General features: G+C 68.2%; 24 protein-coding genes. 22 read left to right on the forward strand and 2 right to left on the reverse strand.

Annotated features, from left to right (window positions below; all coding sequences use genetic code 11):
* The first annotated feature begins 79 nt into the window (after positions 1-79).
* The 20 genes from lysA to EY822_RS11910 all read left to right on the forward strand — a co-directional run bounded on the left by lysA (position 80) and on the right by EY822_RS11910 (position 20,835).
* Entirely contained in the window at positions 80-1,597 is a 1,518-nt protein-coding gene (gene lysA, locus EY822_RS11815) for a diaminopimelate decarboxylase (protein WP_150308433.1), read from the forward strand.
* Positions 1,594-2,925, forward strand: a complete 1,332-nt coding sequence (locus EY822_RS11820) for a homoserine dehydrogenase (RefSeq protein ID WP_150308434.1) — start codon at positions 1,594-1,596, stop codon at positions 2,923-2,925. Before lysA ends, EY822_RS11820 begins: the two co-directional genes overlap by 4 nt.
* Positions 2,925-4,004 carry a threonine synthase gene (thrC, locus tag EY822_RS11825; RefSeq protein ID WP_150308435.1) on the forward strand — a complete coding sequence of 360 codons (1,080 nt, stop codon included), beginning with the start codon at positions 2,925-2,927 and terminating at the stop codon, positions 4,002-4,004. The genes EY822_RS11820 and thrC overlap by 1 nt, the downstream gene beginning before the upstream one ends.
* Positions 4,001-4,957, forward strand: coding sequence for a homoserine kinase (gene thrB, locus EY822_RS11830; RefSeq protein ID WP_227497245.1), 957 nt, complete (start codon positions 4,001-4,003; stop codon positions 4,955-4,957). Before thrC ends, thrB begins: the two co-directional genes overlap by 4 nt.
* A 292-nt stretch (positions 4,958-5,249) precedes the next feature.
* Positions 5,250-7,631 (forward strand): transcription termination factor Rho, encoded by a 2,382-nt coding sequence (rho, locus tag EY822_RS11835; protein ID WP_150308436.1) that lies wholly within the window; start codon positions 5,250-5,252, stop codon positions 7,629-7,631.
* Positions 7,632-7,634: 3 nt separating this feature from the next.
* Positions 7,635-8,720, forward strand: a complete 1,086-nt coding sequence (gene prfA / locus EY822_RS11840) for a peptide chain release factor 1 (RefSeq protein WP_150308437.1) — start codon at positions 7,635-7,637, stop codon at positions 8,718-8,720.
* A 7-nt stretch (positions 8,721-8,727) separates the two neighbouring features.
* Entirely contained in the window at positions 8,728-9,594 is an 867-nt protein-coding gene (gene prmC, locus EY822_RS11845; RefSeq protein WP_150308438.1) for a peptide chain release factor N(5)-glutamine methyltransferase, read from the forward strand.
* A 414-nt stretch (positions 9,595-10,008) separates the two neighbouring features.
* A complete protein-coding gene (locus EY822_RS11850; protein WP_150308922.1) occupies positions 10,009-10,677 on the forward strand; it encodes an L-threonylcarbamoyladenylate synthase in 669 nt (222 codons plus the stop codon).
* Between the two features lie 3 nt (positions 10,678-10,680).
* A complete protein-coding gene (locus EY822_RS11855; RefSeq protein WP_150308439.1) occupies positions 10,681-11,955 on the forward strand; it encodes an MraY family glycosyltransferase in 1,275 nt (424 codons plus the stop codon).
* Positions 11,952-12,428 carry a hypothetical protein gene (locus EY822_RS11860; RefSeq protein ID WP_150308440.1) on the forward strand — a complete coding sequence of 159 codons (477 nt, stop codon included), beginning with the start codon at positions 11,952-11,954 and terminating at the stop codon, positions 12,426-12,428. The genes EY822_RS11855 and EY822_RS11860 overlap by 4 nt, the downstream gene beginning before the upstream one ends.
* 127 nt (positions 12,429-12,555) lie before the next feature.
* Positions 12,556-13,398, forward strand: a complete 843-nt coding sequence (atpB, locus tag EY822_RS11865; RefSeq protein ID WP_150308441.1) for a F0F1 ATP synthase subunit A — start codon at positions 12,556-12,558, stop codon at positions 13,396-13,398.
* A 48-nt stretch (positions 13,399-13,446) separates the two neighbouring features.
* Positions 13,447-13,683: an ATP synthase F0 subunit C gene (gene atpE / locus EY822_RS11870; protein ID WP_150308442.1), complete on the forward strand. Its 237-nt coding sequence runs from the start codon at positions 13,447-13,449 to the stop codon at positions 13,681-13,683.
* 34 nt (positions 13,684-13,717) lie between these two features.
* Positions 13,718-14,290, forward strand: a complete 573-nt coding sequence (locus EY822_RS11875; protein ID WP_150308443.1) for a F0F1 ATP synthase subunit B — start codon at positions 13,718-13,720, stop codon at positions 14,288-14,290.
* Positions 14,290-15,081 carry a F0F1 ATP synthase subunit delta gene (locus EY822_RS11880; protein WP_150308444.1) on the forward strand — a complete coding sequence of 264 codons (792 nt, stop codon included), beginning with the start codon at positions 14,290-14,292 and terminating at the stop codon, positions 15,079-15,081. Before EY822_RS11875 ends, EY822_RS11880 begins: the two co-directional genes overlap by 1 nt.
* A gap of 27 nt (positions 15,082-15,108) precedes the next feature.
* Positions 15,109-16,746, forward strand: a complete 1,638-nt coding sequence (gene atpA / locus EY822_RS11885; protein WP_150308445.1) for a F0F1 ATP synthase subunit alpha — start codon at positions 15,109-15,111, stop codon at positions 16,744-16,746.
* A 51-nt stretch (positions 16,747-16,797) separates the two neighbouring features.
* The gene (locus EY822_RS11890; protein ID WP_150308446.1) at positions 16,798-17,700 is read left to right on the forward strand and encodes a F0F1 ATP synthase subunit gamma; all 903 of its coding nucleotides are present in this window, start codon (positions 16,798-16,800) and stop codon (positions 17,698-17,700) included.
* 21 nt (positions 17,701-17,721) lie between these two features.
* On the forward strand, positions 17,722-19,185 hold the full coding sequence (gene atpD / locus EY822_RS11895) for a F0F1 ATP synthase subunit beta (RefSeq protein WP_150308447.1): 1,464 nt from the start codon (positions 17,722-17,724) through the stop codon (positions 19,183-19,185).
* Between the two features lie 2 nt (positions 19,186-19,187).
* Positions 19,188-19,457, forward strand: coding sequence for a F0F1 ATP synthase subunit epsilon (locus EY822_RS11900; protein ID WP_150308448.1), 270 nt, complete (start codon positions 19,188-19,190; stop codon positions 19,455-19,457).
* 122 nt (positions 19,458-19,579) lie between these two features.
* Complete coding sequence (locus EY822_RS11905; protein ID WP_150308449.1) at positions 19,580-20,095, forward strand: AAA family ATPase; 516 nt, start codon at positions 19,580-19,582, stop codon at positions 20,093-20,095.
* On the forward strand, positions 20,089-20,835 hold the full coding sequence (locus EY822_RS11910; RefSeq protein WP_150308450.1) for a YaaA family protein: 747 nt from the start codon (positions 20,089-20,091) through the stop codon (positions 20,833-20,835). Before EY822_RS11905 ends, EY822_RS11910 begins: the two co-directional genes overlap by 7 nt.
* A gap of 1,034 nt (positions 20,836-21,869) precedes the next feature.
* Here the strand turns inward: EY822_RS11910 and EY822_RS11915 are convergent.
* Together EY822_RS11915 and EY822_RS11920 are read right to left on the reverse strand one after the other, a co-directional pair.
* On the reverse strand, positions 21,870-22,586 hold the full coding sequence (locus EY822_RS11915; protein ID WP_150308451.1) for a DNA-3-methyladenine glycosylase I: 717 nt from the start codon (positions 22,584-22,586) through the stop codon (positions 21,870-21,872).
* Complete coding sequence (locus tag EY822_RS11920) at positions 22,583-23,092, reverse strand: methylated-DNA--[protein]-cysteine S-methyltransferase (protein ID WP_227497246.1); 510 nt, start codon at positions 23,090-23,092, stop codon at positions 22,583-22,585. Before EY822_RS11920 ends, EY822_RS11915 begins: the two co-directional genes overlap by 4 nt.
* Before the next feature lie 113 nt (positions 23,093-23,205).
* On the opposite strand from EY822_RS11920, the gene EY822_RS11925 reads away from it, so the two are divergent.
* On the forward strand, positions 23,206-24,168 hold the full coding sequence (locus EY822_RS11925) for an aldo/keto reductase (protein ID WP_150308452.1): 963 nt from the start codon (positions 23,206-23,208) through the stop codon (positions 24,166-24,168).
* 90 nt (positions 24,169-24,258) lie between these two features.
* Positions 24,259-25,698 carry an aminobutyraldehyde dehydrogenase gene (locus EY822_RS11930; protein ID WP_150308453.1) on the forward strand — a complete coding sequence of 480 codons (1,440 nt, stop codon included), beginning with the start codon at positions 24,259-24,261 and terminating at the stop codon, positions 25,696-25,698.
* Positions 25,699-25,707 lie beyond the last annotated feature (9 nt).

Below are 25,707 nucleotides of genomic sequence, written 5' to 3' on the forward strand. Positions count from 1 at the left end.
CCGGGACAGATAGTCCATCGGCCCTGCCGGACCGTTCGCGTCCCGGTTGCCTTACCCGCCCCGAAACTCGAGGGAATCCGTGTTCGACAGCCCCCTTGCTCCCGACTGGCTACGTGCTCCCGACGACGCCAATGCGCTGCCCGCGCCGGTGTGGTCCCGGAACGCGGTCCGGGCCGTGAGCGGTGAGCTCGAGATCGCCGGTGTGCCGGCATCCGCGCTGGCGGCCGAGTTCGGCACCCCCGTCTTCGTGATCGACGAGGCCGACGTGCGGGAGCGCGCGGAACGCGCGGCGACCTCGTTCGTCCGGGAGTTCGAGCGAGTCGGGTCGTCGGCCCGCGTGTACTACGCGGCGAAGGCGTTCCTCTGCACCGAGGTGGCGCGCTGGGTGACCGAAGCGGGGCTCAACATCGATGTCGCCAGCGGCGGAGAGCTCGCCGTCACGCTCGCTGCCGGGGTCGATGCCACGCGCCTGGTGCTGCACGGCAACAACAAGTCGTTGGCCGAACTCGACCGCGCGGTGTCGGTCGGCATCGGGACGATCGTGCTCGACAGCCTGCTCGAGATCAACCGGGTGGCCGAGGTCGCAGCCCGGCACGGGGTGCGGCAGGCGGTGCGCCTGCGCGTGAACAGCGGCGTGCACGCGAGCACCCACGAGTACCTCGCCACCGCCCGCGAGGATCAGAAGTTCGGTGTGCCGCTTTCCGAGGTCGAGGACGCGGTCGCCCGCATCCGGTCGCACGACTCGCTCGACTTCCTCGGCCTGCACTCGCACATCGGCTCCCAGATCTTCGACACCGACGGCTTCGTGGAGGCCGCTGCCCGGTTGCTCGGCGTGCACGCGCGCCTGCTGTCGTCGGGCCCGGTGCCGGAGCTCAACCTCGGCGGCGGGTTCGGGATCGCCTACACCTCGGTCGACACCCCCGCTCCCATCGAGCACATCGCCGCGAGGTTCGCGGACATCGTGCGGTCGGAGTGCGCCGCGCTCGGTATCCCCGTGCCCGTGGTCGCCGTGGAGCCCGGCCGGTCCATCATCGGTCCCTCCACCACCACCCTCTACACCGTGGGGATGATCAAGGACGTCGAGGTGACGCTTCCGGCCGCATCCGGCGTCGTCGCAGATCCGGCGCCCGCCCCGACCGCCGTACGCAAGTACGTGAGCGTCGACGGCGGGATGAGTGACAACGTGCGCCCCGCCCTGTACGGAGCGGACTACTCGGTGCGTCTCGCCAACCGCTCGTCCGATGTCGAGCCGGTTCTCGTGCGCATCGCGGGCAAGCACTGCGAGAGCGGCGACATCGTGGTGCACGCCGACTACCTGCCGGGCGATGTGGCACCGGGTGATCTCGCCGCGGTCCCCGCCACCGGCGCGTACTGCTGGTCGCTCGCGAGCAACTACAACTATCTGACCCGCCCGCCCGTCGTCGCGGTGCGGGACGGCGTCGCCCGCGCCATCGTGCGCGGCGAGACCGAGCAGGATCTGCTGTCCCGCGACCTCGGCATCACCTCCGACACCCGCGCTGCAGCGTCGCCCCCCGCGACGTCGGCACAGGATGCCCGAACGGCACCGGGTGCGACCTCTGCGAAGGACGCCTCATGATCGAATACCGAAATCTGCGGGTCGCCCTGCTCGGCGCCGGTTCCGTGGGCGCTCAGGTGGCTACCCTGCTGCTCGAGCACGGCGACGAGCTCGCCCAGCGCGTCGGAGCGAGCCTCGAGCTGGTCGGCATCGCCGTGCGCGACGTCGACGCGGTGCGCACCGCGGAACTGCCGAAGCATCTGTTCACCACGGACGCCGAGTCGCTCATCCTCGGTTCGGACATCGTGATCGAACTGATGGGCGGCCTGGAGCCGGCGCGCAGCTACGTGCTGCAGGCCATCCGCTCGGGCGCCGACGTGATCACCGCGAACAAGGCGATGCTCGCCAACCACGGGCCGGAGCTGTTCGACGCCGCCGAGCAGGTCGGCGCCCAGCTGTACTACGAAGCCGCCGTCGCCGGGGCCATTCCGATCATCCGGCCGCTGCGGGACAGCCTCGCGGGAGACCGGGTCCAGCGCATCCTCGGCATCGTGAACGGCACCACCAACTTCATCCTCGACCGCATGGACCGGGAGAGCGTGGGACTCGACGAGGCGCTCGCCGTCGCCACGGAGCTGGGCTACGCCGAGGCCGATCCCACCGCCGACATCGAGGGCTACGACGCCGCGCAGAAGGCCGCCATCCTCGCGAGCCTCGCCTTCCACACCACCGTGCCCGTCGAGGCCGTGCACCGCGAGGGCATCACGAAGCTGACGAGCGCCGAGATCGACGCCGCCCGGAAGGCCGGATACGTGGTGAAGCTTCTGGCGATCTGCGAGCGCCTCGTCGACCCGGACACCGGCGCCGACGGCGTGTCCGCTCGCGTCTACCCCGCCCTCGTCGACCGCGATCACCCGCTCGCCGCGGTGCACGGCGCGAACAACGCGGTGTTCGTCGAGGCGGAGGCCGCGGGAAGCCTCATGTTCTACGGCGCGGGCGCGGGCGGCATCGAGACGGCCTCGGCCGTGCTCGGCGACCTGGTCTCGGCCGCGCGACGGCATGTCGTCGGTGGGCCCGGCGTGGCGGAATCGACCCACGCCAACCTGCCCGTGCTGCCCATCGGGAGCATCACCACCCGGTACCAGATCGCCCTGCAGGTCACGGACCAGCCCGGCGTGCTCGCCGCCATTGCGCGCATCTTCAGCGAGCACGGCGTCTCGGTCGAAGCGCTGGAGCAGACCGTGCGACACCACGGGCCCGGCGGCGTGGTCGCCGACTCGCCCACCGCTACCCTTGTCATTGGCACGCACGCTGCCACCGAGGCCGCACTGGCCGCAACCGTCGCCGCCGTGGCGGCGAGCGATGTGGTGGCGGCCGTGACGAGTGTCCTCCGAGTAGAAGGAGCCTGATGGCCCACCAGTGGCGCGGAGTCCTCCGCGAATACGCCGACCGCCTGAACATTTCGGATGCGACACCGATCGTCACTCTCGGCGAGGGCGGCACGCCCCTCATTCCCGCGCCCGCCCTGTCGGCGCGCACCGGGGCGAAGGTGTGGGTCAAGTACGAAGGAATGAACCCCACCGGCTCGTTCAAGGACCGCGGTATGACGATGGCGATCTCCAAGGCCGTCGAGCACGGGGCGAAAGCCGTCATCTGCGCCTCCACCGGCAACACCTCCGCGTCGGCGGCGGCCTACGCCACGCACGCGGGCATCACGGCCGCCGTGCTCGTGCCCGAGGGCAAGATCGCCATGGGCAAGCTCAGCCAGGCGATCGCGCACAACGCGGAGCTGCTGCAGGTGCAGGGCAACTTCGACGACTGCCTCGACATCGCTCGGGACCTCGCGGAGAACTACCCGGTGCACCTCGTGAACTCGGTCAACCCGGACCGCATCGAGGGCCAGAAGACCGGCGCCTTCGAGGTCGTCGAAGTGCTCGGCGACGCCCCGGACTTCCACTTCATCCCGGTGGGGAACGCCGGCAACTACACCGCGTACACGCGCGGCTACACCGAGGACCTCGCGGCGGGCAACAGCACCAGACTGCCCCGCATGTTCGGCTTCCAGGCGGCGGGGAGCGCCCCGATCGTGAACGGCGAGATCGTGCGGAACCCCGACACCATCGCCAGCGCCATCCGCATCGGCAACCCCGCGTCGTGGAAGTTCGCCATCGAAGCCCGTCAGTCGACGGACGGTTATTTCGGTGCGATCCCCGACGCGCAGATCCTCGAGGCCCACCGCATCCTCTCCGCCGAGGTCGGCATCTTCGTGGAGCCCGCATCGGCGATCAGCGTCGCGGGCCTGCTCGAGCGCTCCGACGCGGGTGCGATCCCGGCCGGCGCCACCGTGGTGCTCACGGTTACCGGGCACGGCCTGAAGGACCCGCAGTGGGCTCTTCGCGCGGCCGACGGCAGCGAGGTCGCCCCGAAGATCGTCCCGGTGGACACCGCCGAGGTGGCCAGCGTGCTCGGCCTGGGCGCAGAACGGTGACGATCGCCACGGAGAGCCCCGCCATCCTCGCCGGGCGATCGGTGCACGTGAAGGTGCCCGCCACGACGGCGAATCTCGGCCCGGGGTTCGACACGCTCGGCCTAGCCCTCGCGCTGTACGACGAACTCGACGTGACCGTGCGGGACGAGCCCGGCGCGACCGTCGAGGTCCACGGCGTGGGGGAGGGCGAGGTCCCGACCGACGAGACGAATCTCGTCGTCACCGCCATCGCGCACACCTTCGCCGCCGTCGGCGTACCGATGCCGGGTGTTCACCTGGTGGCGCGCAACTCCATCCCGCACGGTCGGGGCATGGGATCGTCGGGTGCGGCCATCGTGTCGGGGATCATGGCGGCGAAGGGCCTTCTCGAGGGCATCGTCGATATCGACGCCAACAATCTGCTGCGGCTCGCCACCGAGATGGAGGGCCATCCCGACAACGTCGCGCCGGCTCTCTTCGGCGGTCTGACGATCGCCTGGGTGACACCCGAGGGACCGCAGCACAAGAAGCTCATGGTGCACCGCGGTGTCTCGCCGCTGGTGTTCGTGCCCGAGGCCACGATGTCCACGGCCCTCGCCCGCAGCCTGCAGCCGGAGTCGGTGCCGCACGAGGATGCGATCTTCAACGTGTCGCGTTCGGCGCTGCTGATCGCCGCCCTCATCCAGAGCCCGGAGCTGCTGCTCGCGGCCACCGAGGACCGCCTGCACCAGGACTATCGTGCGGCAGCGATGCCGGAGACGAATGGCCTGATCACGATGCTGCGCGAACACGGCCTGGCCGCGGTGGTGTCGGGCGCGGGACCCTCGCTCCTCGTGCTCGGAAGCGATCCGAGCCAGCGCCTGACGGCCGCGGAACTCGTTTCCCGACACGCCGAAACACCGTGGCAGGCGCTCATGCTGGCCGTGGACTTCAAAGGTGCTACAGTGATTTTGCATCCGGAAGTAACCGGGTAATCGCCTACGCGATACCCGTAATACTCACTCCCTCAACGACGTTCCCGCTCCTCGCGAGCGGTAACTCTCGAGTCGTGGACAAGGGTGGAACTGGAGTCCGACGAATTCCTCGGGCACGTTCCTCGACCGGCACCGGAAAGCAATTCGAATTCATTCATTTGCCGTCGCCATTGCCATGTATCGGCACACCCGTGTCCGACACCAGCGCCCGAATTCTTCGCCGCTAGCAGTGAATGCGACCAGCTCTCCACCGGAACATGAGATTTCCGGTTAGGGGAAAGGAACCCTCCTCGTGACCACAGTCAGCACCCACCCATCCCACACCTCCACGCAGGCCGACCTCGTGCGTCTGCGCGTGTCGGACCTCCAGGGCCTCGCCAACGAGCTCGGAATCCCCGGGGCGTCGAAGCTCCGCAAGGGCGAGCTCGTCGACGCGATTCTCGCGGCACAGAACTCGGCCGACTCCGCCGGCGCCGATGCGACCATCGGCACCACCGCCCCCGCTGGCGTGGCGCAGGAGCCCGAAACGGTCGAGCAGCCTGCAGTGTCGCAGCCGGTCGAGGTACCCGTGCTCTCCGAGACGCAGGCGCCCGGTCTGTCCGACACGTCGGAGGGTGCGCCCGTCGTGCCCGCCACCGCCGCGCCGGAAGCCGCCGCCCCGTCCGATGCGCCGCCCGCGACCCGTCGACGCGCGTCGCGTCGGGTCACCACCGCCATCACCACCGCCGTGCCGACCGAGGAGACCGCCGAGTCGGCTCCCCAGGCGGACGAGACTGCCACCGCGCAGGCCCCGAGCACCGGGAAGTCGGGTGACACCCAGCAGTCCGGAAGCACCGAACAGTCTGCCAGCACCGAGCAGTCTGCCGGCACCGAGCAGGCGCCGTCCCCGCAGTCCGATGGGCAGCAGTCCGATGGGCAGCAGTCAGAAGGCCAGCAGTCCGGTGATCGTCGGGGTCGTGGCCGCAACTCCCGTTCGCGCAACACCGAGTCCGCCGACACGCAGTCCGGCGCCGAGACGGCCCGCGATTCCGATGGCGCCGGCCGAGGCGACTCCGCCGACGCCGAAACCGGTACCGAGCAGCGTGAGGGTGGACGCGGTCGCAACCGGAACCGCAACCGCAACAAGCAGGACCGGTCGGAGAACGCCCAGAACCGTCAGCAGGACGGGAACCGCCAGCAGGACGGCGGCGCTCAGAACCGGCAGCAGGACAACAACGGCCAGAACCGCCAGCAGGACGGCGGCGCTCAGAACCGCCAGCAGGACAACAACGGTCAGAACCGCCAGCAGGATGGCGCGGCTCGGCAGGACAACCGCTTCGAGGGTGACTCGGGTGCGCAGAACGAGAACGACAACGACGGTGATGGCGGCCGCGCCGGTCGCAACAACCGCGACGGTGGACGCGACCAGAGCGGCCGCAACCGCTACCGCGACCGCAAGCGCGGCGGCCGTGGCCCGGCGGGCGACGAGTTCGAGCCGGAGCTGTCGGAGGACGACGTGCTGCTGCCCGTCGCCGGCATCCTCGACGTGCTGGACAACTACGCTTTCGTGCGCACGAGCGGATACCTGCCCGGTACGAACGACGTGTACGTGTCGCTCGGCCAGGTGAAGAAGTACAACCTCCGCAAGGGCGACGCGGTGGTCGGATCGATCCGCCAGCCGCGCGAGAACGAGAACAGCGGACGCCAGAAGTACAACGCGATCGTGAAGATCGACTCGATCAACGGGCTTCCGCCCGAGGAGTCGGCGAACCGCGTCGAGTTCGGCAAGCTCACCCCGCTGTACCCGCAGGAGCGCCTCCGTCTCGAGAGCGAGTCGAACAAGCTGACCACCCGCATCATCGACCTCGTGTCGCCGATCGGCAAGGGTCAGCGCGGCCTCATCGTCTCGCCGCCGAAGGCGGGCAAGACGCTGGTGCTGCAGGCCATCGCCAACGCCATCGCCACCAACAACCCCGAGGTGCACCTCATGGTCGTGCTGGTCGACGAGCGACCCGAAGAGGTCACCGACATGCAGCGCACGGTGAAGGGCGAGGTCATCGCCTCCACCTTCGACCGTCCTGCCGAGGATCACACCACCGTCGCCGAGCTCGCGATCGAGCGCGCCAAGCGCCTCGTCGAGCTGGGTCACGATGTGGTCGTGCTGCTCGACTCGATCACGCGCCTCGGTCGTGCCTACAACCTCGCGGCACCGGCGTCGGGTCGCATCCTCTCCGGTGGCGTCGACTCGTCGGCGCTGTACCCGCCGAAGCGCTTCTTCGGGGCCGCGCGCAACATCGAGCACGGCGGGTCGCTCACGATCCTCGCCACGGCGCTCGTGGAGACCGGATCCAAGATGGACGAGGTGATCTTCGAGGAGTTCAAGGGCACCGGCAACATGGAGCTCCGCCTCTCCCGTGCACTCGCCGACAAGCGGATCTTCCCGGCGGTGGACGTGAACGCGTCCGGCACCCGCCGCGAGGAGATGCTGATGGGATCCGACGAGGTGAAGGTGACGTGGAAGCTGCGTCGCGCCCTCGCCGGTGTCGAGCAGCAGCAGGCGCTCGAGATCGTGCTCAGCCGCCTCAAGGAGACGTCGTCCAACGTCGAATTCCTGATGAAGGTGCAGCAGTCGATGCCGGCCGGCAACGGGCAGAGCAACCACAGCAGCGGTCACGCCGCCCACGAAAAGGGCTGATCCGTGTTCGAGTCAGTGAGCACGTTGCTGGCCGAGCACGAGGATCTCCAGAACCAGCTTGCCGATCCTGAGCTGCACGGGGACCCGGTTCGGTCGAAGCGGGTCAACCGGCGCTACGCCGAGCTGAGCCGCATCGTCGCCGCGTACAACGAGTGGCGCGCCCTCCAGGACGATCTCGAGGCTGCGCGCGAACTCGGCGCGGAGGACCCGGCGTTCGCCGCCGAGATCCCCGCACTCGAAGAGGCACTGGTTCCCGCGCAGGAGCGGCTCCGCCGACTCCTGATCCCGCGTGACCCCGACGATGCCCGCGACGTGATCATGGAGATCAAGATGGGGGAGGGCGGTGCGGAGTCCGCGCTGTTCGCCGCCGACCTGCTGCGCATGTACCTGCATTTCGCCGAGTCCAAGCGGTGGAAGACGGAGATCCTCAGCCAGACCGTCAGCGACCTGGGTGGGTACAAGGACGTGCAGGTCGCCATCAAGGGCAGCTCGAACGACCCCGCGCAGGGCGTGTGGGCGCACCTCAAGTACGAGGGCGGGGTGCACCGCGTGCAGCGCGTGCCCGCGACCGAGTCGCAGGGCCGCATCCACACCTCCGCCGCCGGAGTGCTCGTGATCCCCGAGGTCGACGAGCCCGAAGAGGTCGACATCAGCCCGAACGACTTGAAGATCGACGTGTACCGGTCGAGCGGCCCGGGTGGCCAGTCGGTGAACACCACCGACTCCGCCGTGCGCATCACCCACCTTCCGACCGGAATCGTGGTGGCCATGCAGAACGAGAAGAGCCAGCTGCAGAACCGCGAGGCGGGGATGCGCGTGCTGCGTGCCCGCGTGCTCGCCAAGCAGCAGGAGGAGATCGACGCCGAGGCGTCGGCCGTTCGCCGCAGCCAGATTCGCACCATGGACCGGTCGGAGCGCATCCGCACCTACAACTTCCCCGAGAACCGGGTGGCCGACCACCGCACCGGGTACAAGGCGTACAACCTCGACGCCGTGATGAACGGAGCGCTCGAACCCATCGTCGAGTCCGCCATCGCCGCCGACGAGGAGGCGCGTCTCGCCGAGATCGGCGACACGGACGGCGCGTGATCGTGCCGTGCCGCTGACTGTAAAGGCGTTGCGCCAGGGTGCCATCGACGATCTCGCCGCTGCGGGAGTGCTCGATCCCGAGGTGGATGCCGAGCTATTGATTGCGCACGTGCTCGGGGCGAGCCGGGGACGTGTGCAGTCGCTGGGCATCATGGACGCGCCGGTGGACGACGCGGATGCGTCGGAGGTGCGGGCGCTCGTGCGACGCCGAGCGGCGCGCGAGCCGCTGCAGCACATCACCGGTCGGGCGCCGTTCCGTTCGCTCGACCTCGCGGTGGGTCCCGGCGTCTTCGTGCCCCGCCCCGAGACCGAGGGGGTGGCGCAGATCGCCATCGACGCCCTCCGTGCCGCGGCCGCGCCCTCGCCGCTCGCCGTGGACCTCGGCACCGGCAGCGGCGCCATCGCGTTGGCTCTGGCCACCGAGGTGCCGCACTCCCGGGTCGTCGCGATCGAGAAGTCGCCCGACGCCCATGCGTGGGCGAGTCGCAATGTCGCGGAGTTCGCGTCGACCAACGTCACGCTGCTGCTCGCCGACCTCGCGGACGCGCCGCACGAGTACGACGGATGCGCATCCGTGGTCGCATCCAATCCGCCGTACATCCCGAGCGCCGCCATCCCGCGCGACCCCGAGGTGCGCCTCTTCGATCCGGAGCTCGCCCTGTACGGGGGAGAGGACGGCCTCGACGTGGTGCGGGCCGTGTCCGTCACCGCTGCGCGCCTGCTTCACGCCGGCGGCACGCTCGTGATCGAGCACGGTGAGCTGCAGGGCGCGGAGATCCGCCAGCTGCTCCTCGCCGACGGGTGGCAGGCGGCCGCAACGCATCGCGACCTCACCGGTCGCGATCGGGTCACCACGGCCCTCCGCGCCCCGTAGCGCGGCGCGGTCCGCGGCGTTCGCGGTCCCTGAGCTTGTCGAAGGGACGTTCGCAATGGCCTGCGTCCCTTCGACGGGCTCAGGGACCGTGGGGGTGTCGATCGGTCGCGGTGCGGGAGTCGTGCGGCGGGGGTTCGCGAGGTTCGCGGTCCCTGAGCTTGTCGAAGGGACGTTCGCGGCGGGTCGTGTCTCTTCGACAGGCTCAGGGACCGTGGGGGTGCGTCGGTTCGTCGAGCGCGGGAGTCGTGCGGCGGAGGTTCGCAAGGTTCGCGGTCCCTGAGCGTATCGAAGGGACGTTCGCAATGGCCTGCGTCCCTTCGACACGCTCAGGGACCGTTTCGAACTCCGGAGGGGGCGACCAGGCGGGGAGCCTCCCAGTATGCGGTGGTGGCGCCCGATAACATGAGTCCCGATATGGCGCGCATCTACGACTGTTCGGTCGACTCTGAACTCTTGACCGGCATGAGACTGGCTCGGGCCGCCATCGCGCGCGGCGAGTGCGTCGTGCTGCCCACCGACACGGTGTACGGCATCGCGGTCGACGCGTTCAACCCCGACGCGGTGCAGCGCCTGCTCGACGCGAAGGGCCGCACCCGCACATCGCCGCCGCCCGTGCTCATTCCGGGGGTCCCCACCCTCGACGCCCTCGCCGAAACGGTGCATCCCCTCGTGCGGGAACTGGTGGACCGGTTCTGGCCTGGTGCCCTCACCATCATCATGCGTGCCCAGCCCTCCCTCTCCTGGGACCTCGGCGAGACCCGCGGCACCGTGGCGCTGCGGATGCCGGACAACCCGCTCATGCTCGAACTGCTCACCGAGGTGGGTCCGCTCGCGGTGTCGTCGGCGAATCGCACGGGGGAGCCCTCTGCGACCTCCGCGATCGAGGCATCGGAACAGCTGGGCGATACGGTGACCGTGTATCTCGACGGCGGTGACTCGCCCGAGTCGCGCCTCGCCTCGACGATCATCGACGCCACCGGCCTCCGCGCGGGGGGCGGCACCATCACCATCGTGCGCCAGGGGGCAATCTCGCGAGAGGACATCCGCTCGGTAGTCGGCGATGTCCTCGAAGACGAAGGCTGAGTCGTGCCGTACTACTTCGCGATAGTGCTCGTCACCGCGGTGGTCACCACCGTGCTCTCGGTGCTCATCATGAAGTTGGGATACCGGTTCCGCCTGTACCCGAAGATCCGGGAACGCGACGTGCACACGCGTCCCACCCCTCGTCTCGGCGGGGTGGCGATGTTCGGCGGAGTGCTGGTGGCGTTCGCGGTCGCGTCGCAGATCACCTGGTTCGATCTCGTCTTCGCCCGCCCCGGCCCGATCTTCGCCATCCTCGGCGCCGCCCTCATCATCGTGCTCATCGGTGTGGCCGACGACCTGTGGGAACTCGACTGGATGATCAAGCTCGCCGCCCAGATCATCGCGGCCGGTCTCCTGGCCTGGCAGGGGGTCGCGATCGCGTCGCTGCCCATCGGCGGTCTCACCGTCGGCTCCTCCTACATGTCGCTCATCATCACGGTCTTCGCGGTGGTGCTCGTCATGAATGCGATCAACTTCATCGACGGCCTCGACGGTCTGGTCGCCGGCGTGGCCATCATCGCCAACAGCACGTTCTTCATCTACAGCGTGCTGCTGTCGCTCGAGGAGGGCCGCACCGAGCGGTTCAACCTCGCGTCGCTCATCTCCGCGATCATCATCGGTGCCTGCATCGGGTTCCTCCCGCTCAACTGGCACCCGGCGAAGCTGTTCATGGGCGATGCCGGGGCGCTGCTGATCGGACTGCTGATGGCCACGAGTGCGATCGCGGTGACCGGCGAGATCGACCCGGTGAACTTCGCCCGATCGGAATTCCTGCCGGCGTTCCTGCCGATCCTGCTGCCGTTCGCGATCCTCGTCGTGCCGCTGCTCGACTTCGGCCTCGCCGTGGTCCGTCGCCTGCGGGCGGGCAAGTCCCCGTTCAGTGCCGACCGCAAGCACCTGCACCATCGCCTGCTCGACATGGGGCACTCCAGCCAGCACGCCGTGTACATCTTTTACGCCTGGACCACCGTCGTCTCGGTGGGATGTCTGCTGTTCTTCGTGATCAAGCCGTACTACTGGGCGTTCCTCTTCATCTTCCTCGGCCTCGCGGTGTGCACCGTCGCCACCCTCGCCCCGATCACCAAGCGCAAGATCCTCGAGGCGCGCGTGCAGTCGGCGGCCGCGACGTCTCCGGGGTCGAGCGAGCTCGCCGCCTACGACCCGCTCGACCGCGCGTCGGCGGATCATGGGAACGACGCGCCGACCGATGCCGACCTGCTCGCCGTGGAGCGCGCCACCACCGGCCCCGTCCCACTTCCCCCGAAGGACCCCTCATGACTCCGCAGCCGCCCGCCCGCCGTCCCGAGCCGAGCTCCACGCCGGTCTTCCGGAACATCCTGAAATACGGCACCCTCTTGTCGGTGGCGATCGCCGTCATCGGCGGGGCACTCGGCTACGTCCTGGTCGGGGCGAACGGGCTCGTCTCGGCGCTGGTCGGTGCCGCGATGGCGGTGCTGTTCCTCGGGGTCACCGCGGCCAGCATCCTCTTCGCGAATCGGGTCAGCGGCGCCGACATGCTGAATCCGGCCTACTTCGCCATCGTCATGGGCGCCTGGTTCCTCAAGTTCCTGGTCTTCCTGATCCTGGTCTTCGTGCTGAAGGATCAGCCGTGGATCGACGGCACGGTACTGTTCCTCACCCTGGTCGCAGCGGTGCTCGGCACCCTGGTCGTCGACCTCGTGGTCATCGCCCGATCGCGGATTCCCTACGTCAGCGATGTCACCCTGCCGGGGGACACGGAACGCCGTTAGCGATTAGTCGGCACACTCGTTTCCTTGCTAGAGTGGCCACAGGTTCCCCCCGCAAACATGCGAATGTCACCCTTCGGTGCTCTTCTCGCGGGGACGATCTTCCCATCGTTCGTCGACGCGAGAGCTGATGCTCCACGCCCCGAAACAGGAGAAAGCGCTGCTACTCAACGCTGCACACCTGCTGGTTCCGAAAGCCGCCGAAGAGGGCGGCTTCCACGGGCCGTCGATCCTGGAGTTCTTCCCGGAGATCGTTCTCTTCGAAGGTACGCCCTTCGCCCTGAATCGCATCATGCTGATCCGCCTGCTGATGGTGGCCCTGCTCGTTGCGATCTTCTGGATCGGCACCAGCCGCATGAAGATCGTGCCCGGCCGGTTCCAGACGCTCATCGAGATGGGCCTGAACTTCGTTCGGGTCAACATCGCGGAGGACCTCCTGGGCAAGAAGGACGGCCAGCGCTTCCTGCCGCTGATCACCACCATCTTCTTCATGGTGCTCTTCATGAACATCACCGGCATCATCCCCGGGTTGAACATCGCGGGAACGTCCGTGATCGGTGTGCCGCTCGTGCTCGCCGTCGCGGCCTACGTCGCCTTCATCTACGCCGGGGTCAAGAAGCACCCGGGCAGCTTCTTCCGCAACGCCCTCTTCCCCCCCGGCGTGCCGCCCTTCCTCTACCTGATCGTGACGCCGATCGAATTCATCTCGACCTTCGTCATCCGTCCGATCACCCTCACGCTCCGACTCATGATGAACATGGTCGTCGGTCACCTTCTGCTCGTGCTCTTCTTCGCCGCGACGCAGTTCTTCTTCTTCGACACCTCCGGCGCATTCAAGCTCTTCGGTGTCGGAACCCTGGTGTTCGGCTTCGCATTCACGCTGTTCGAAGTCCTGATCGCCGTGCTGCAGGCGTACATCTTCGCCCTGCTCACCGCGGTCTACATCCAGCTCGCGCTGGCTGAGGAACACTAGACACGAATTCGACGCTCGTCGAATTCGCCATCACGAAAGGAATCACACGTGGACGCAACAACCGTTCTCGCCGAGATCAATGGAAACATCGCGACGGTCGGTTACGGTCTCGCTGCAATCGGCCCGGCCATCGGCGTCGGAATCGTGGTCGGCAAGACCATCGAAGGCGTTGCACGCCAGCCCGAACTGCAGGGTCGCCTGACGGTGCTCATGTACATCGGTATCGCCTTCACCGAGGCACTCGCGTTCATCGGCATCGCGACCTACTTCATCTTCACGGGTTGATCCACCACCCCTCTCACCTCTAATAGGAGACGACATGCTTCACGCATACCTTGCTGCCGCGGGTGAAGAGGGCAGTTCCGAGACGCTGAACCCGCTGCTGCCCGCCACGTACGACATCGTGTGGTCGCTGGTCTGTTTCGTGATCATCCTCGCCGTGTTCTGGGTGAAGGTGCTGCCCGCGATCAAGAAGACGCTCGACGAGCGCTCCGAGATCATCGAGGGCGGTATCGCCAAGGCCGAGAACGCGCAGGTCGAGGCCGCAGCGGCCCTCGCCGCGTACAACGCGCAGCTCGCCGAGGCGCGGGCCGAGGCCGGCCGCATTCGCGAGCAGGCGCGGGTCGAGGGTCAGCGCATCCTCGCCGACCTGAAGGAACAGGCCTCGACCGAGGCAGCACGCATCACCGCCAACGCGCAGGTGCAGATCGAGGCGGAGCGTCAGGCGGCACTCGTCTCCCTCCGCTCCGAGGTGGGCTCGCTCGCCATCGACCTGGCATCCGGTGTGCTCGGCGAGAGCCTGAGCGACGACCGCCGTTCGTCCGCGCTCGTCGACCGGTTCCTGGCCGACCTCGAAGCCAGCGAAACCAACCGCGCTGGTACGGCCTCCTAATGGGAAGTGCGACTCGCGAGGCGGTAGCCGAACTCCGGGGACACCTGGATGCTCTCGGCACCGTCGACGTGTCCACCGTCGATCAGATCTTCTTCGCGGGTCGGGTCATCGGTAGCTCAGCGCAACTGCAGAACATCCTGTCCGACTCGGGCGTGGACGCGAGCGAGAAGTCGCACGTGCTGCAGAACGTCTTCGCCGACCGTCTCGACGCACCGGCACGCTCGCTGCTCGAGTCCGCCGTGGCGCTTCGCTGGTCGTCGCAGGAAGACCTGCTCGCCGGCATCGAGGAGCTGGGTCTTCGTGCTTCCGCCATTTCGGCCCCGGACGATGTGAACATCGAGGCCGAGCTGTTCTCCTTCGGCACCGCGGTGACGTCCAACCCCGAGCTCGAGCTCGCGGTGGGCAGCAAGCGCGGCTCCGACATCTCCAAGACCGTGCTCGTGTACTCGTTGCTCGAGAACGCCTCCCCGCAGACACGGCTCATCGTGGGACACCTCGTCAAGCAGCCGCGCGGTCGCCGCATCGGCGAACTGCTGCGGCACGCCGCGACCGTGGTCGCCGACGAGTCCAACCTGGCCGTGGCGACGGTCACCGCCGCCCGCCCGATCGGCGAAGCCCAGCTGGAGCGACTGCGCGACAGTCTCGCCAAGCGATACGGGCGCAAGATCAAGGTCAATCAGGTCCTCGACCCCGACGTCATCGGTGGGCTGCGCGTGCAGATCGCCGACGATGTGATCGACGGCAGCGTCGCGACCAAGATCAACGACCTGAGACTTCAGCTCGCTGGCTAGCGAGTAAGTACAAACAAAGGGAACACAATGGCAGAACTAACGATCAGCCCCGACGAGATCCGCGACGCACTCAAGGACTTCGTCAAGTCGTACGAGTCGACGGCCGCTGCGACGACCGAGGTCGGTTACGTCACGGATGCCGGTGACGGCATCGCGCACGTCGAGGGTCTCCCCGGCGTCATGGCCAACGAACTGATCCGCTTCGCGGACGGAACCCTCGGCCTCGCCCAGAACCTGGACGAGAACGAGATCGGTGTCATCGTGCTCGGCGAGTTCGCCGGCGTCGAAGAGGGCATGGAGGTGCACCGCACCGGCGAGGTGCTCTCCGCTCCGGTCGGTGACGCGTTCCTCGGCCGTGTGGTCGACCCGCTCGGCGCCCCGATCGACGGTCTCGGCGAGATCAAGGCGGAGACCCGTCGTGCGCTCGAGTTGCAGGCGCCCGGCGTCATGGCGCGGAAGAGCGTGCACGAGCCCATGCAGACCGGCATCAAGGCCATCGACGCCATGATCCCGATCGGCCGTGGCCAGCGTCAGCTGATCATCGGCGACCGCCAGACCGGTAAGTCGGCCATCGCGATCGACACGATCATCAACCAGAAGGCCAACTGGGAGTCCGGCGACGTCACCAAGCAGGTGCGCTGCATCTACGTCGCCATCGGTCAGAAGGGTTCGACCATCGCGGGCATCAAGGGTGCCCTCGAGGACGCCGGCGCGATGGAGTACACCACCATCGTCGCGGCTCCCGCGTCCGACCCCGCCGGCTTCAAGTACCTCGCCCCCTACACCGGTTCGGCCATCGGCCAGCACTGGATGTACGGCGGCAAGCACGTGCTGATCGTCTTCGACGACCTGTCCAAGCAGGCCGAGGCCTACCGCGCCGTGTCGCTGCTGCTGCGCCGCCCGCCGGGACGCGAGGCGTACCCCGGTGACGTGTTCTACCTGCACTCCCGCCTGCTCGAGCGTTGCGCGAAGCTGTCCGACGAGCTCGGTGCAGGATCGATGACCGGCCTGCCGCTCATCGAGACCAAGGCGAACGACGTCTCCGCCTACATCCCGACCAACGTGATCTCGATCACCGACGGCCAGATCTTCCTGCAGTCCGACCTCTTCAACGCCAACCAGCGTCCCGCTGTCGACGTGGGTATCTCGGTCTCGCGAGTCGGTGGTGACGCTCAGGTGAAGTCCATCAAGAAGGTGTCCGGAACGCTCAAGCTCGAGCTCGCTCAGTACCGTTCCCTCGAGGCGTTCGCGATGTTCGCCTCCGACCTCGACGCGGCCAGCCGTCGTCAGCTCGAGCGCGGCGCACGCCTCACCGAGCTGCTCAAGCAGCCGCAGTACTCGCCGTACCCGGTCGAGGACCAGGTCGTCTCGATCTGGGCCGGAACGAACGGCAAGCTCGACGAGGTCCCGGTGCCCGACATCCTGCGCTTCGAGCGCGAGCTGCTCGACCACCTGGGTCGCAACACCAACGTGCTCACGACGCTGCGCGAGACCAACGTGCTGAGCGATGAGGTCGTGGCAACGCTCGACTCCGAGATCGACAAGTTCAAGCTCGAGTTCCAGACGGGCGAGGGCAAGCCGCTCGCATCCGCCGGCAAGGAAACCTTCGAGGCGGAGAACGTGGAAGACGTCAACCAGGAGCGCATCGTGAAGGGCCGCCGCTAACCACGCGGACCGTCCACCGACCGTTCGAAAAACAACAGGCACAGGAGAAACATGGGAGCGCAACTTCGGGTCTACCGGCAGAAGATTCGTTCTGCCCAGACGACCAAGAAGATCACTCGCGCTATGGAGCTGATCTCCGCGTCGCGGATCACGAAGGCCCAGCAGCGGGTCGCGGCCTCCGGACCGTACTCGCGGGCCATCACCCGCGCGGTGTCGGCCGTGGCGACCTTCTCCAACGTCGACCACATCCTCACCACCGAGAAGGAGACGATCAACCGCGCGGCGATCGTCATCTTCGCGTCCGACCGCGGGCTCGCCGGCGCCTTCAGCTCGAACGTGCTGAAGGAGTCGGAGCAGCTCGCGACGCTCCTGCGCAGCCAGGGCAAAGAGGTCGTCTACTACCTGATCGGCCGGAAGGCCGTCGCCTACTTCGCGTTCCGTCAGCGCGCGGCCGAGCAGAACTGGACCGGCGGCACCGACCAGCCCGTGTTCGACACGGCCAAGGAGATCGGTGACGCACTGGTCGCGAAGTTCGTTCAGGACGACAGCGAGGGCGGCGTCGACGAGATCCACATCGTGTACAACCGCTTCGTGAACATGGTCACCCAGACGCCCGAGGTCGTGCGGCTGCTGCCGCTCGAGGTCGTCGAGGGTGTCGAGGAGCCGGGCGAGCACGAGGTCCTCCCGCTGTACGAGTTCGAGCCCGAGGTGGGCGATGTGCTCGACGGCCTCCTGCCGGTGTACATCGAGAGCCGCATCTTCAACGCGATGCTGCAGTCGGCGGCTTCCGAGCACGCCGCACGCCAGCGGGCGATGAAGTCGGCCAGCGACAACGCCGACAAACTGATCAAGGACTACACGCGGCTGTCGAACAACGCCCGCCAGTCCGAGATCACGCAACAGATTTCCGAGATCGTGGGTGGAGCCGACGCGCTTTCATCCGCTACGAAGTAAGCGACGAAAGAGAGAACAGTCATGACTGACACCGCCATCGCGCACCCAGTCGCATCCGAGAAGGCCTCCGGCGTCGGCCGCGTCGCCCGAGTCACCGGCCCCGTCGTCGACATCGAGTTCCCGCACGACTCGATCCCGGAGATCTACAACGCCCTGAAGACCACCATCACCATCGGTGACGTCTCGACGCAGATCACCCTCGAGGTCGCGCAGCACCTTGGAGACGACCTCGTGCGTGCCATCGCCCTGAACCCCACCGACGGACTCGTCCGCGGCCAGGAGGTGCGCAACACCGGCGAGCCGATCACGGTCCCCGTGGGTGACGTGACCAAGGGTCGCGTGTTCAACGTCATCGGCGAGGTGCTCAACTCCGAGCCGGGCGAGTCCATCGAGATCACCGAGCGCTGGCCCATCCACCGCAAGCCCCCGGCGTTCGACCAGCTCGAGTCGAAGACGCAGCTCTTCGAAACCGGCATCAAGGTCATCGACCTCCTCACGCCCTACGTGCTCGGTGGCAAGATCGGCCTTTTCGGTGGAGCCGGCGTCGGCAAGACCGTGCTCATCCAGGAGATGATCCAGCGCGTCGCCCAGGACCACGGTGGTGTGTCGGTGTTCGCCGGAGTCGGTGAGCGCACCCGTGAGGGCAACGACCTCATCGTCGAGATGGAAGAGGCGGGCGTCTTCGATAAGACCGCCCTCGTGTTCGGCCAGATGGACGAGCCGCCGGGAACGCGTCTGCGCGTGGCCCTCTCCGCCCTCACGATGGCGGAGTACTTCCGCGACGTGCAGAAGCAGGACGTGCTGTTGTTCATCGACAACATCTTCCGCTTCACGCAGGCCGGATCCGAGGTGTCGACGCTGCTGGGTCGCATGCCGTCCGCCGTGGGGTACCAGCCCAACCTGGCCGACGAGATGGGAATCCTGCAGGAGCGCATCACCTCGACCCGCGGTCACTCGATCACGTCGCTGCAGGCCATCTACGTGCCCGCCGACGACTACACCGACCCCGCGCCGGCCACGACCTTCGCCCACCTCGACGCGACGACCGAGCTCTCCCGCGAGATCGCGTCGCAGGGTCTGTACCCGGCCGTCGACCCGCTCACGTCGACCAGCCGCATCCTCGACCCGCGTTACCTGGGTGAGGCGCACTACAACACGGCCATCCGCGTGAAGGCGATTCTGCAGAAGAACAAGGAACTGCAGGAGATCATCGCCATCCTCGGTGTGGACGAGCTCTCCGAGGAGGACAAGGTGACGGTGTCGCGTGCGCGCCGTATCCAGCAGTTCCTGTCGCAGAACACCTACATGGCCAAGAAGTTCACCGGCGTCGAGGGTTCGACCGTGCCGCTCAAGAACACCATCGAGTCCTTCTCGAAGATCGCCGACGGCGAGTACGACAGCGTCGCGGTGCAGGCGTTCTTCAACGTCGGTGACCTCGACGACGTCGACCGCAAGTGGGCGCAGATGCAGAAGGAAGACCGTTAACCATGGCGTCATCCCCGCTGAACGTCACCGTCGTCGCGGCGGACCACGAGGTGTGGTCCGGCGAGGCGACGATGGTGGTGGCTCGCACCACCGAGGGTGAGATCGGCATCCTGCCCGGCCACGAGCCGATGCTCGCGATCCTCGCCTCGGGCGAGGTGCGGGTGACGCAGCAGGGCGGCGGCAAGGTCACCGCGAATGCGGAGGACGGGTTCCTCTCCGTGGAGAACGACACCGTCACCATCGTCGCGCGCAACGCCGAACTCGTGAAGTGAGCCCGGCCGCCGATCCGTCGGCGGCCGGCTCTTCGCGCACGGATCATCCCCACGGCGTGTCGACGCCCCGCGTTCCCGCGCTTGACCTCTCGGGGAGTCGTTCCGCGGCGACTCTCATCGTCATGGCCGGGCTTCCTGGTGCGGGCAAGTCGTCCGTCGCCGAACGGCTCGCCGTTCTCCTTGGCGCAGCGCTCGTGTCGGTGGATCCAATCGAGTCCGCGATCCGGGCGGCCGGCATCCCGGCGGACCAGCCGACCGGTCTCGCCGCCTACTGCGCCGCCGAGGCGGTCGCGGGCGGTATCCTCGCGACCGGGCAATCGGTGATCATCGACGCCGTGAACGCGGTGGAACCGGCACGGCTGCAGTGGATCACGCTCGCTGCCCGCGCGGGTGCGCCCCTCCGCATGGTCGAGGTCGTGTGCTCCGATCCGGCTGTTCATCGCGCGCGCCTCGAGTCCAGGGACCGCGGCCTTTCCCATCTTCCCGAGCCGACCTGGCACCGCGTGGAGCGTGTCCGGGCTGATTACGCGGCGTGGTCAGGCGCCTCCGCGGACGTGCCTCGCATCACCGTGGACAGTGTCGCGCCGCTCTCCCGCGTCGTCGACGACGCGCTTGCCTTTCTCGCTGCCCAATGCTGATCGTGCTGCCGCCGTCCGAGACGAAGCGGGACGGTGGAGACGGCCCCCCGCTCGACCTCGCCGCTCTCGGCTATCCCGCCCTCAACCCGCAGCGCCGCACGGTGCTGCGGGCGACGCGTGCGCTCGCGCGGAACCGGGCGGAGTGCATGGCCGCCCTCCGGCTCGGGCCGTCACTCGCCGCGGAGGTCGACCGCAACCGGGCGGTCACCCGTTCCGCCACACTGCCGGCGATCGACCGGTACACCGGCGTGCTGTTCGATGCCCTGGATGCGTCGTCGCTTTCGGAGGCCGCGCGCGGGTTCGCGCACCGGCACCTCGCGATCCACTCGGCGTTGCTCGGGCCGGTGCGTGCGCTCGATCCCATCCCCGCCTACCGGCTGTCGTACGACTCGCGGTTGCCCGACCTTCCCCTCCGGGCGCAGTGGGCTGCTCCCGTGCGCGATCAGTTGGCGGCGACGTCCGGGGTGATCCTCGACCTCCGGTCGGCCGGATATGCGGGACTCGGTCCCGCTCCGGTGCGGTCGGGGTCCAGCTACCTGCGGGTCGTCACGCGCGCCGAGGACGGCGTCGTGCGGGCCCTCAACCACTTCAACAAGGCGGCGAAGGGGCGTTTCGCCCGTGCCATCCTTGAGACCGCCGTCGATCTGCCCGATACCGCCGCCGTGCTCGACTGGGCGCGGGACGCCGGCTTCGACCTGCGCCCGGGCCGTGCCGGCGAGCTCGACCTCGTCGTCTCCTGACCGCTGTCTTTCGTGCGTCGCTCAGTGCGGTGCGGTGTGGCTGCGGGTTGCGCCGCCGTTTCGGTCGATCGCCGCGGAAGCTTCGCGGGCGATTGACGGGAGCGGTGGCGGAACGGATCGTTAGCGCGGCGGCTGATCGAAACGGTGGCGTGAATAAGCGCTTGGAATGCCGCCCGCGCGCGTCCGCTGCAGTAGCGCGAACGGGAGGCGTGCGGCGTGTTGCCGCCCTCCGGATGCGGTCCCTGAGCTTGTCGAAGGGACGGAAGGCAGGCGTCGTCGCTTCTTGCGCCCGCGTTTCGGTCGATCGCCGGGGATGCTTCGCGGGCGATTGACAATAGCGGACCGGACCGGACCGTGAGCGCGGCGGTTGATCGAAACGGTGGCGCGTGTCGGCCCCGGACGTCGAGTTGCGTCCCTTCGACAAGCTCAGGGACCGTGTGGGCGGTTCCTTCGACAACCTCCGGGATCGTTTGGGCGCCATGCTGCCTTGCCTCCGTCGCCTCTGTGGGATGAGCGCGCCGGTGTTGTTGCGCCGCGTGGGTGGTGCGTACACCCGCGCATGGCACGCCACCCGCGGGTGACCGGAGCGCCCGCGTGGAAGCGTGCGTGCGGTTTGTCGCAACCCCCAGATGCGGTCCCTGAGCTCGTCGAAGGGACGGAAGGCAGGCGTCGTCGCTTCTTGCGCCCGCGTTTCGGTCGAACGCCCACGAAGCTTCGCGGGCGATTGACGATAGCGGTGGCGGACCGGACCGTGAGCGCGGCGCTTGATCGAAACGGTGGCGCGTGGCGGCCCCGGACGTCAAGGTGCGTCCCTTCGATGGGCTCGGGGACCGTGCGGTGCGTCCCTTGGACGAGCTCGGGGACCGTGTGGGCGTCCCTTCGATGGGTTCAGGGACCGTGTGGTGCGTCCCTTTGACAGCTCAGGGGCCGTGTGGGCGTCCCTTCGACGGGCTCAGGGCCCGGGACCGCGTGGGCGTCCCTTCGACAAGCTCAGGGACCGTGCGGTGCGTACGGTGACTGGCGGTATGTCGCTCTTACGAGGCGCGGAAGCAGCCGACCTGGTGGTCGTCGACCATGCCCGACGACTGCATGAGTGCGTACATCGTCGTCGGACCGACGAAGCGGAACCCGCGTCGCCGCAGTTCGGCGCTCATGGCCGCGGATTGCGGCGTCGTGGCAGGGACGTCGGAAGGCCGGCGCGGGCGGTCGGCTTCGGCGCGGGGTGGTGGGGCGAAGCTCCACATCAGTTCGTCGAGGGCACCGTCGCGACCGCCCTGCAATTCGAGGGTTGCCCTCGCGTTGCCGCGCGTCGCCTCGATCTTCGCGCGATTACGGATGATGCCCGTGTCGCCCATCAGCCGTTCGACGTCGTCGTCGGACATCGCGGCGACCCGCTCGAGGTCGAAGTCGAAGAACACGGCGCGGAAGTGGGGTCGTCGCCTGAGGATCGTGAGCCAGGACAGACCGGCCTGGAAGCCCTCGAGGCTCAGCTTCTCGAAGAGGAGCCGGTCGCCATGCAGTGGTCGGCCCCATTCCTCGTCGTGGTAGCGGCGGAGGTCGGGATCGCGAGCACCCCACGAGCAGCGGACGACCCCGTCGTCGCCGCGCACGATCCCGGGTTCGGCAACCGCAACAGATCCGGCCGCCGTCCTGGCAACAGCACCCGCGACTCCCGACGCAGCAGGCCCTGGGGCATCCGCAGCACCGGACGCCGCACCCGCGACCACGGCGGCCTCTTCGTCGCCGGTCATGCCGCGAAGCCGATGCCCTCGTGGCTCAGGAGCCAGACCTTCGTGGGGATGCCGTTGCCTCCGCTGTAGCCGGTGATGCGACGGTCGGACGCGAGCACACGGTGACACGGCACAAGGATCGGCACGGGATTCGCACCCACGGCACCGCCGATCGCTCGGCCCGAACCAGGGCGCCCGATCTCGGCGCCGAGGGATCCGTAGGTGGTGTAGCCGCTCCACGGGATCGCCTTCAGGTGCTCCCACACCGCCAGCTGGAACGGCGTGCCACGAAGCACGATCGGCACGTCGAAGGAGCGGCGGGCGCCGGAGAAGTACTCCGCGAGTTGCGCCGACGCGCGCTCGAGCACGTCGGTGGACCGCTCGGGTTGGCTGTCGAACGGGAGGGAGCCATCGCGCTCGATGGTGAGAGACGTCACCGAGGTGCCGTCGCTGCCGAGTTCGATCCGGCCGATGGGGCTCGGCATGCGCAGGAGGTACTCGGGGATGAGGGGAAGCGCCGGGGTCATGCCTCGACTGTAGCCGCGGGATACCCGCGCCCTCTGGCATCCATCGGACATGGGGTAACCGGACAAACGCGCCGGGATGTGGGGGAGGGGAGGGCCCTGCGTAGGCTGGGACGATGGCATCCCTCGACGTGCGTACCCTCGGTTCCTCCGGCCTCCCCGTCTCCACCGTGGGGCTCGGCTGCAACAACTTCGGCCGTGCCGGCACGGCCGCCGAAACGCAGGAGGGCACGACGGCGGTCATCGACGCGGCCCTCGATGCCGGCATCACGCTGTTCGACACCGCCGACATCTACGGCGCTGAGCCGGGCCTCAGCGAGACGCTGATGGGCGTGGCGCTCCAGGGCAAGCGGGATCGCATCGTGCTCGCGACGAAGTTCGGCATGGACATGGCGGGCGCGAACGGACCGGACTGGGGAGCCCGCGGATCCCGCCGCTACATCCGCCGTGCCGTGGAGGCCTCGCTCACCCGCCTGCGAACCGACTGGATCGATCTCTACCAGCTGCACCGCCCCGATCCGATGACCCCGATCGAGGAGACGCTCGCGACTCTCGACGACCTCATCACCGAGGGCAAGGTGCGCTACATCGGGCACTCGAATCTCGACGGCTGGCAGATCGCCGACGCCGAGTACACGGCGCGGCTCTGCTCGCATCCGCGGTTCATCTCCGCGCAGAACGAGTACAGCCTTCTCGTGCGCGACGCGGAGCGGGAGGTGCTGCCCGCCACGCGGCACTACGGTCTCGGTTTCCTGCCGTTCTTCCCGCTCTACAACGGACTGCTCACCGGCAAGTACACCCGGAGCGGAGGACCGGCGGATGCCCGGCTCACGGCACTGAAGCCGCAGCTGCTCGAGACCGCGCCATGGGATGCGCTCGAGCGCTACGCGGACTTCTGCGCGGAGCGGGACATCAGCATGCTCACTGCCACGTTCGCCTGGCTGCTCGCGCAGCCGGGTCTCACGAGCGTGATCGCCGGCGCATCGCGACCCGAGCAGATCGAGCAGAATGCCGTCGCGGGGTCCTCGTGGCAGCCGACCGCCGACGAGGTGGCGGAAATCGGGGCGTTCTTCGCTTGACGAGCCCCGTGCCGCGGTCGGAATTCGGGGTGACGCCCGGCCCGGATGTCCACCCGCCACGTACGGCGATTCCGTGCCTAGGATGTGGAAATGAGCGTTCGCGAGCTACGGAACTTCGTCAACGGCGCAGCCGCCGACTCCACCGGGGATGACCGGATCGAGCTGATCGACCCGGCGACCGAGGGGGTTTACGCCACCTCCATCCGGTCGACGACCGCCGACGTCGACGCGGCCTTCGCTGCCGCCGCGTCCGCCTTCGAGGGCTGGGGGGAGTCGACGCCGGGGGAGCGACAGCTCGCCCTGTTCCGCATCGCCGACGCGATCGAGGCGCGCGCCGACGAGTTCGCCGATGCCGAGTCGAAGGACACGGGCAAGCCGCGCTCCAGCCTCGTCGAGGACGAGATCCTCGTGTCGGTGGACCAGATCCGCTTCTTCGCGGGCGCCGCCCGGGTGCTCGAGGGACGCTCAGCGGGCGAGTACCTGTCCGGGTACACCTCGTTCGTCCGCCGCGAACCGATCGGCGTGGTGGGGCAGGTGACCCCGTGGAACTATCCGCTCAACATGGCGGTGTGGAAGTTCGCCCCCGCCGTGGCCGCCGGCAACACCACCGTGCTGAAGCCGTCGGACACCACCCCGACGTCCACCCTGCTGCTCGCCGAGGTCGCCGCCGAGTTCCTGCCACCGGGGGTGCTCAACGTGATCACCGGCGACCGGGCGACGGGCGCGGCGATGATCGATTCCCGCGTGCCGCAACTCGTGAGCATCACCGGGTCCGTGCGCGCCGGGATGGAGGTGGCGCGCGCGGCGTCCACCGACCTGAAGCGCGTGCACCTCGAGTTGGGCGGCAAGGCGCCGGTGATCGTCTACGACGACGCCGACGTCGCCTCGGCCGCGGCGGGCATCGTGGCCGCCGGGTACTTCAACGCCGGTCAGGACTGCACCGCCGCCACGCGGGTGCTCGTTCAGGACGGGGTGCACGACGAGTTCCTCGCCGCCCTCGTCGCCGCCGCCCGGGACGACGCGCGCACCGGCATGCCCGATGAGGACGGCGTGCTGTTCGGCCCCCTGAACAACGCCGACCAGCTCGACCGCGTGGTCGGGGCGCTGGACCGCCTGCCCGATCACGCGACCGTCGATCTCGGCGGATCCCGCGTGCGCGACCGGGGGTATTTCCACGAGGCCACGATCGTGTCGGGCCTCCGCCAGGACGACGCGATCATCCAGAACGAAGTGTTCGGTCCCGTGATCACGGTGCAGCGGTTCTCCACCGAGGACGAGGCGCTGAGGCTCGCCAACGACGTGCGCTACGGCCTCTCCTCGTCGGTGTGGACGTCGAACCACGGACGCGCCATGCGCGCGGCGAAGAAACTCGACTTCGGGTGCGTGTGGATCAATACCCACATCCCCCTGGTGGCCGAGATGCCGCACGGCGGATTCAAGCACTCCGGCTACGGCAAGGACCTCTCGATGTACGGCTTCGAGGATTACACTCGGCTGAAGCACGTCATGACCTATCTCGGCACCGAGTGACACGAGATG

Source organism: Planctomonas psychrotolerans (assembly GCF_008642235.1).
GTDB classification, from domain to species: Bacteria; Actinomycetota; Actinomycetes; order Actinomycetales; family Microbacteriaceae; genus Planctomonas; species Planctomonas psychrotolerans.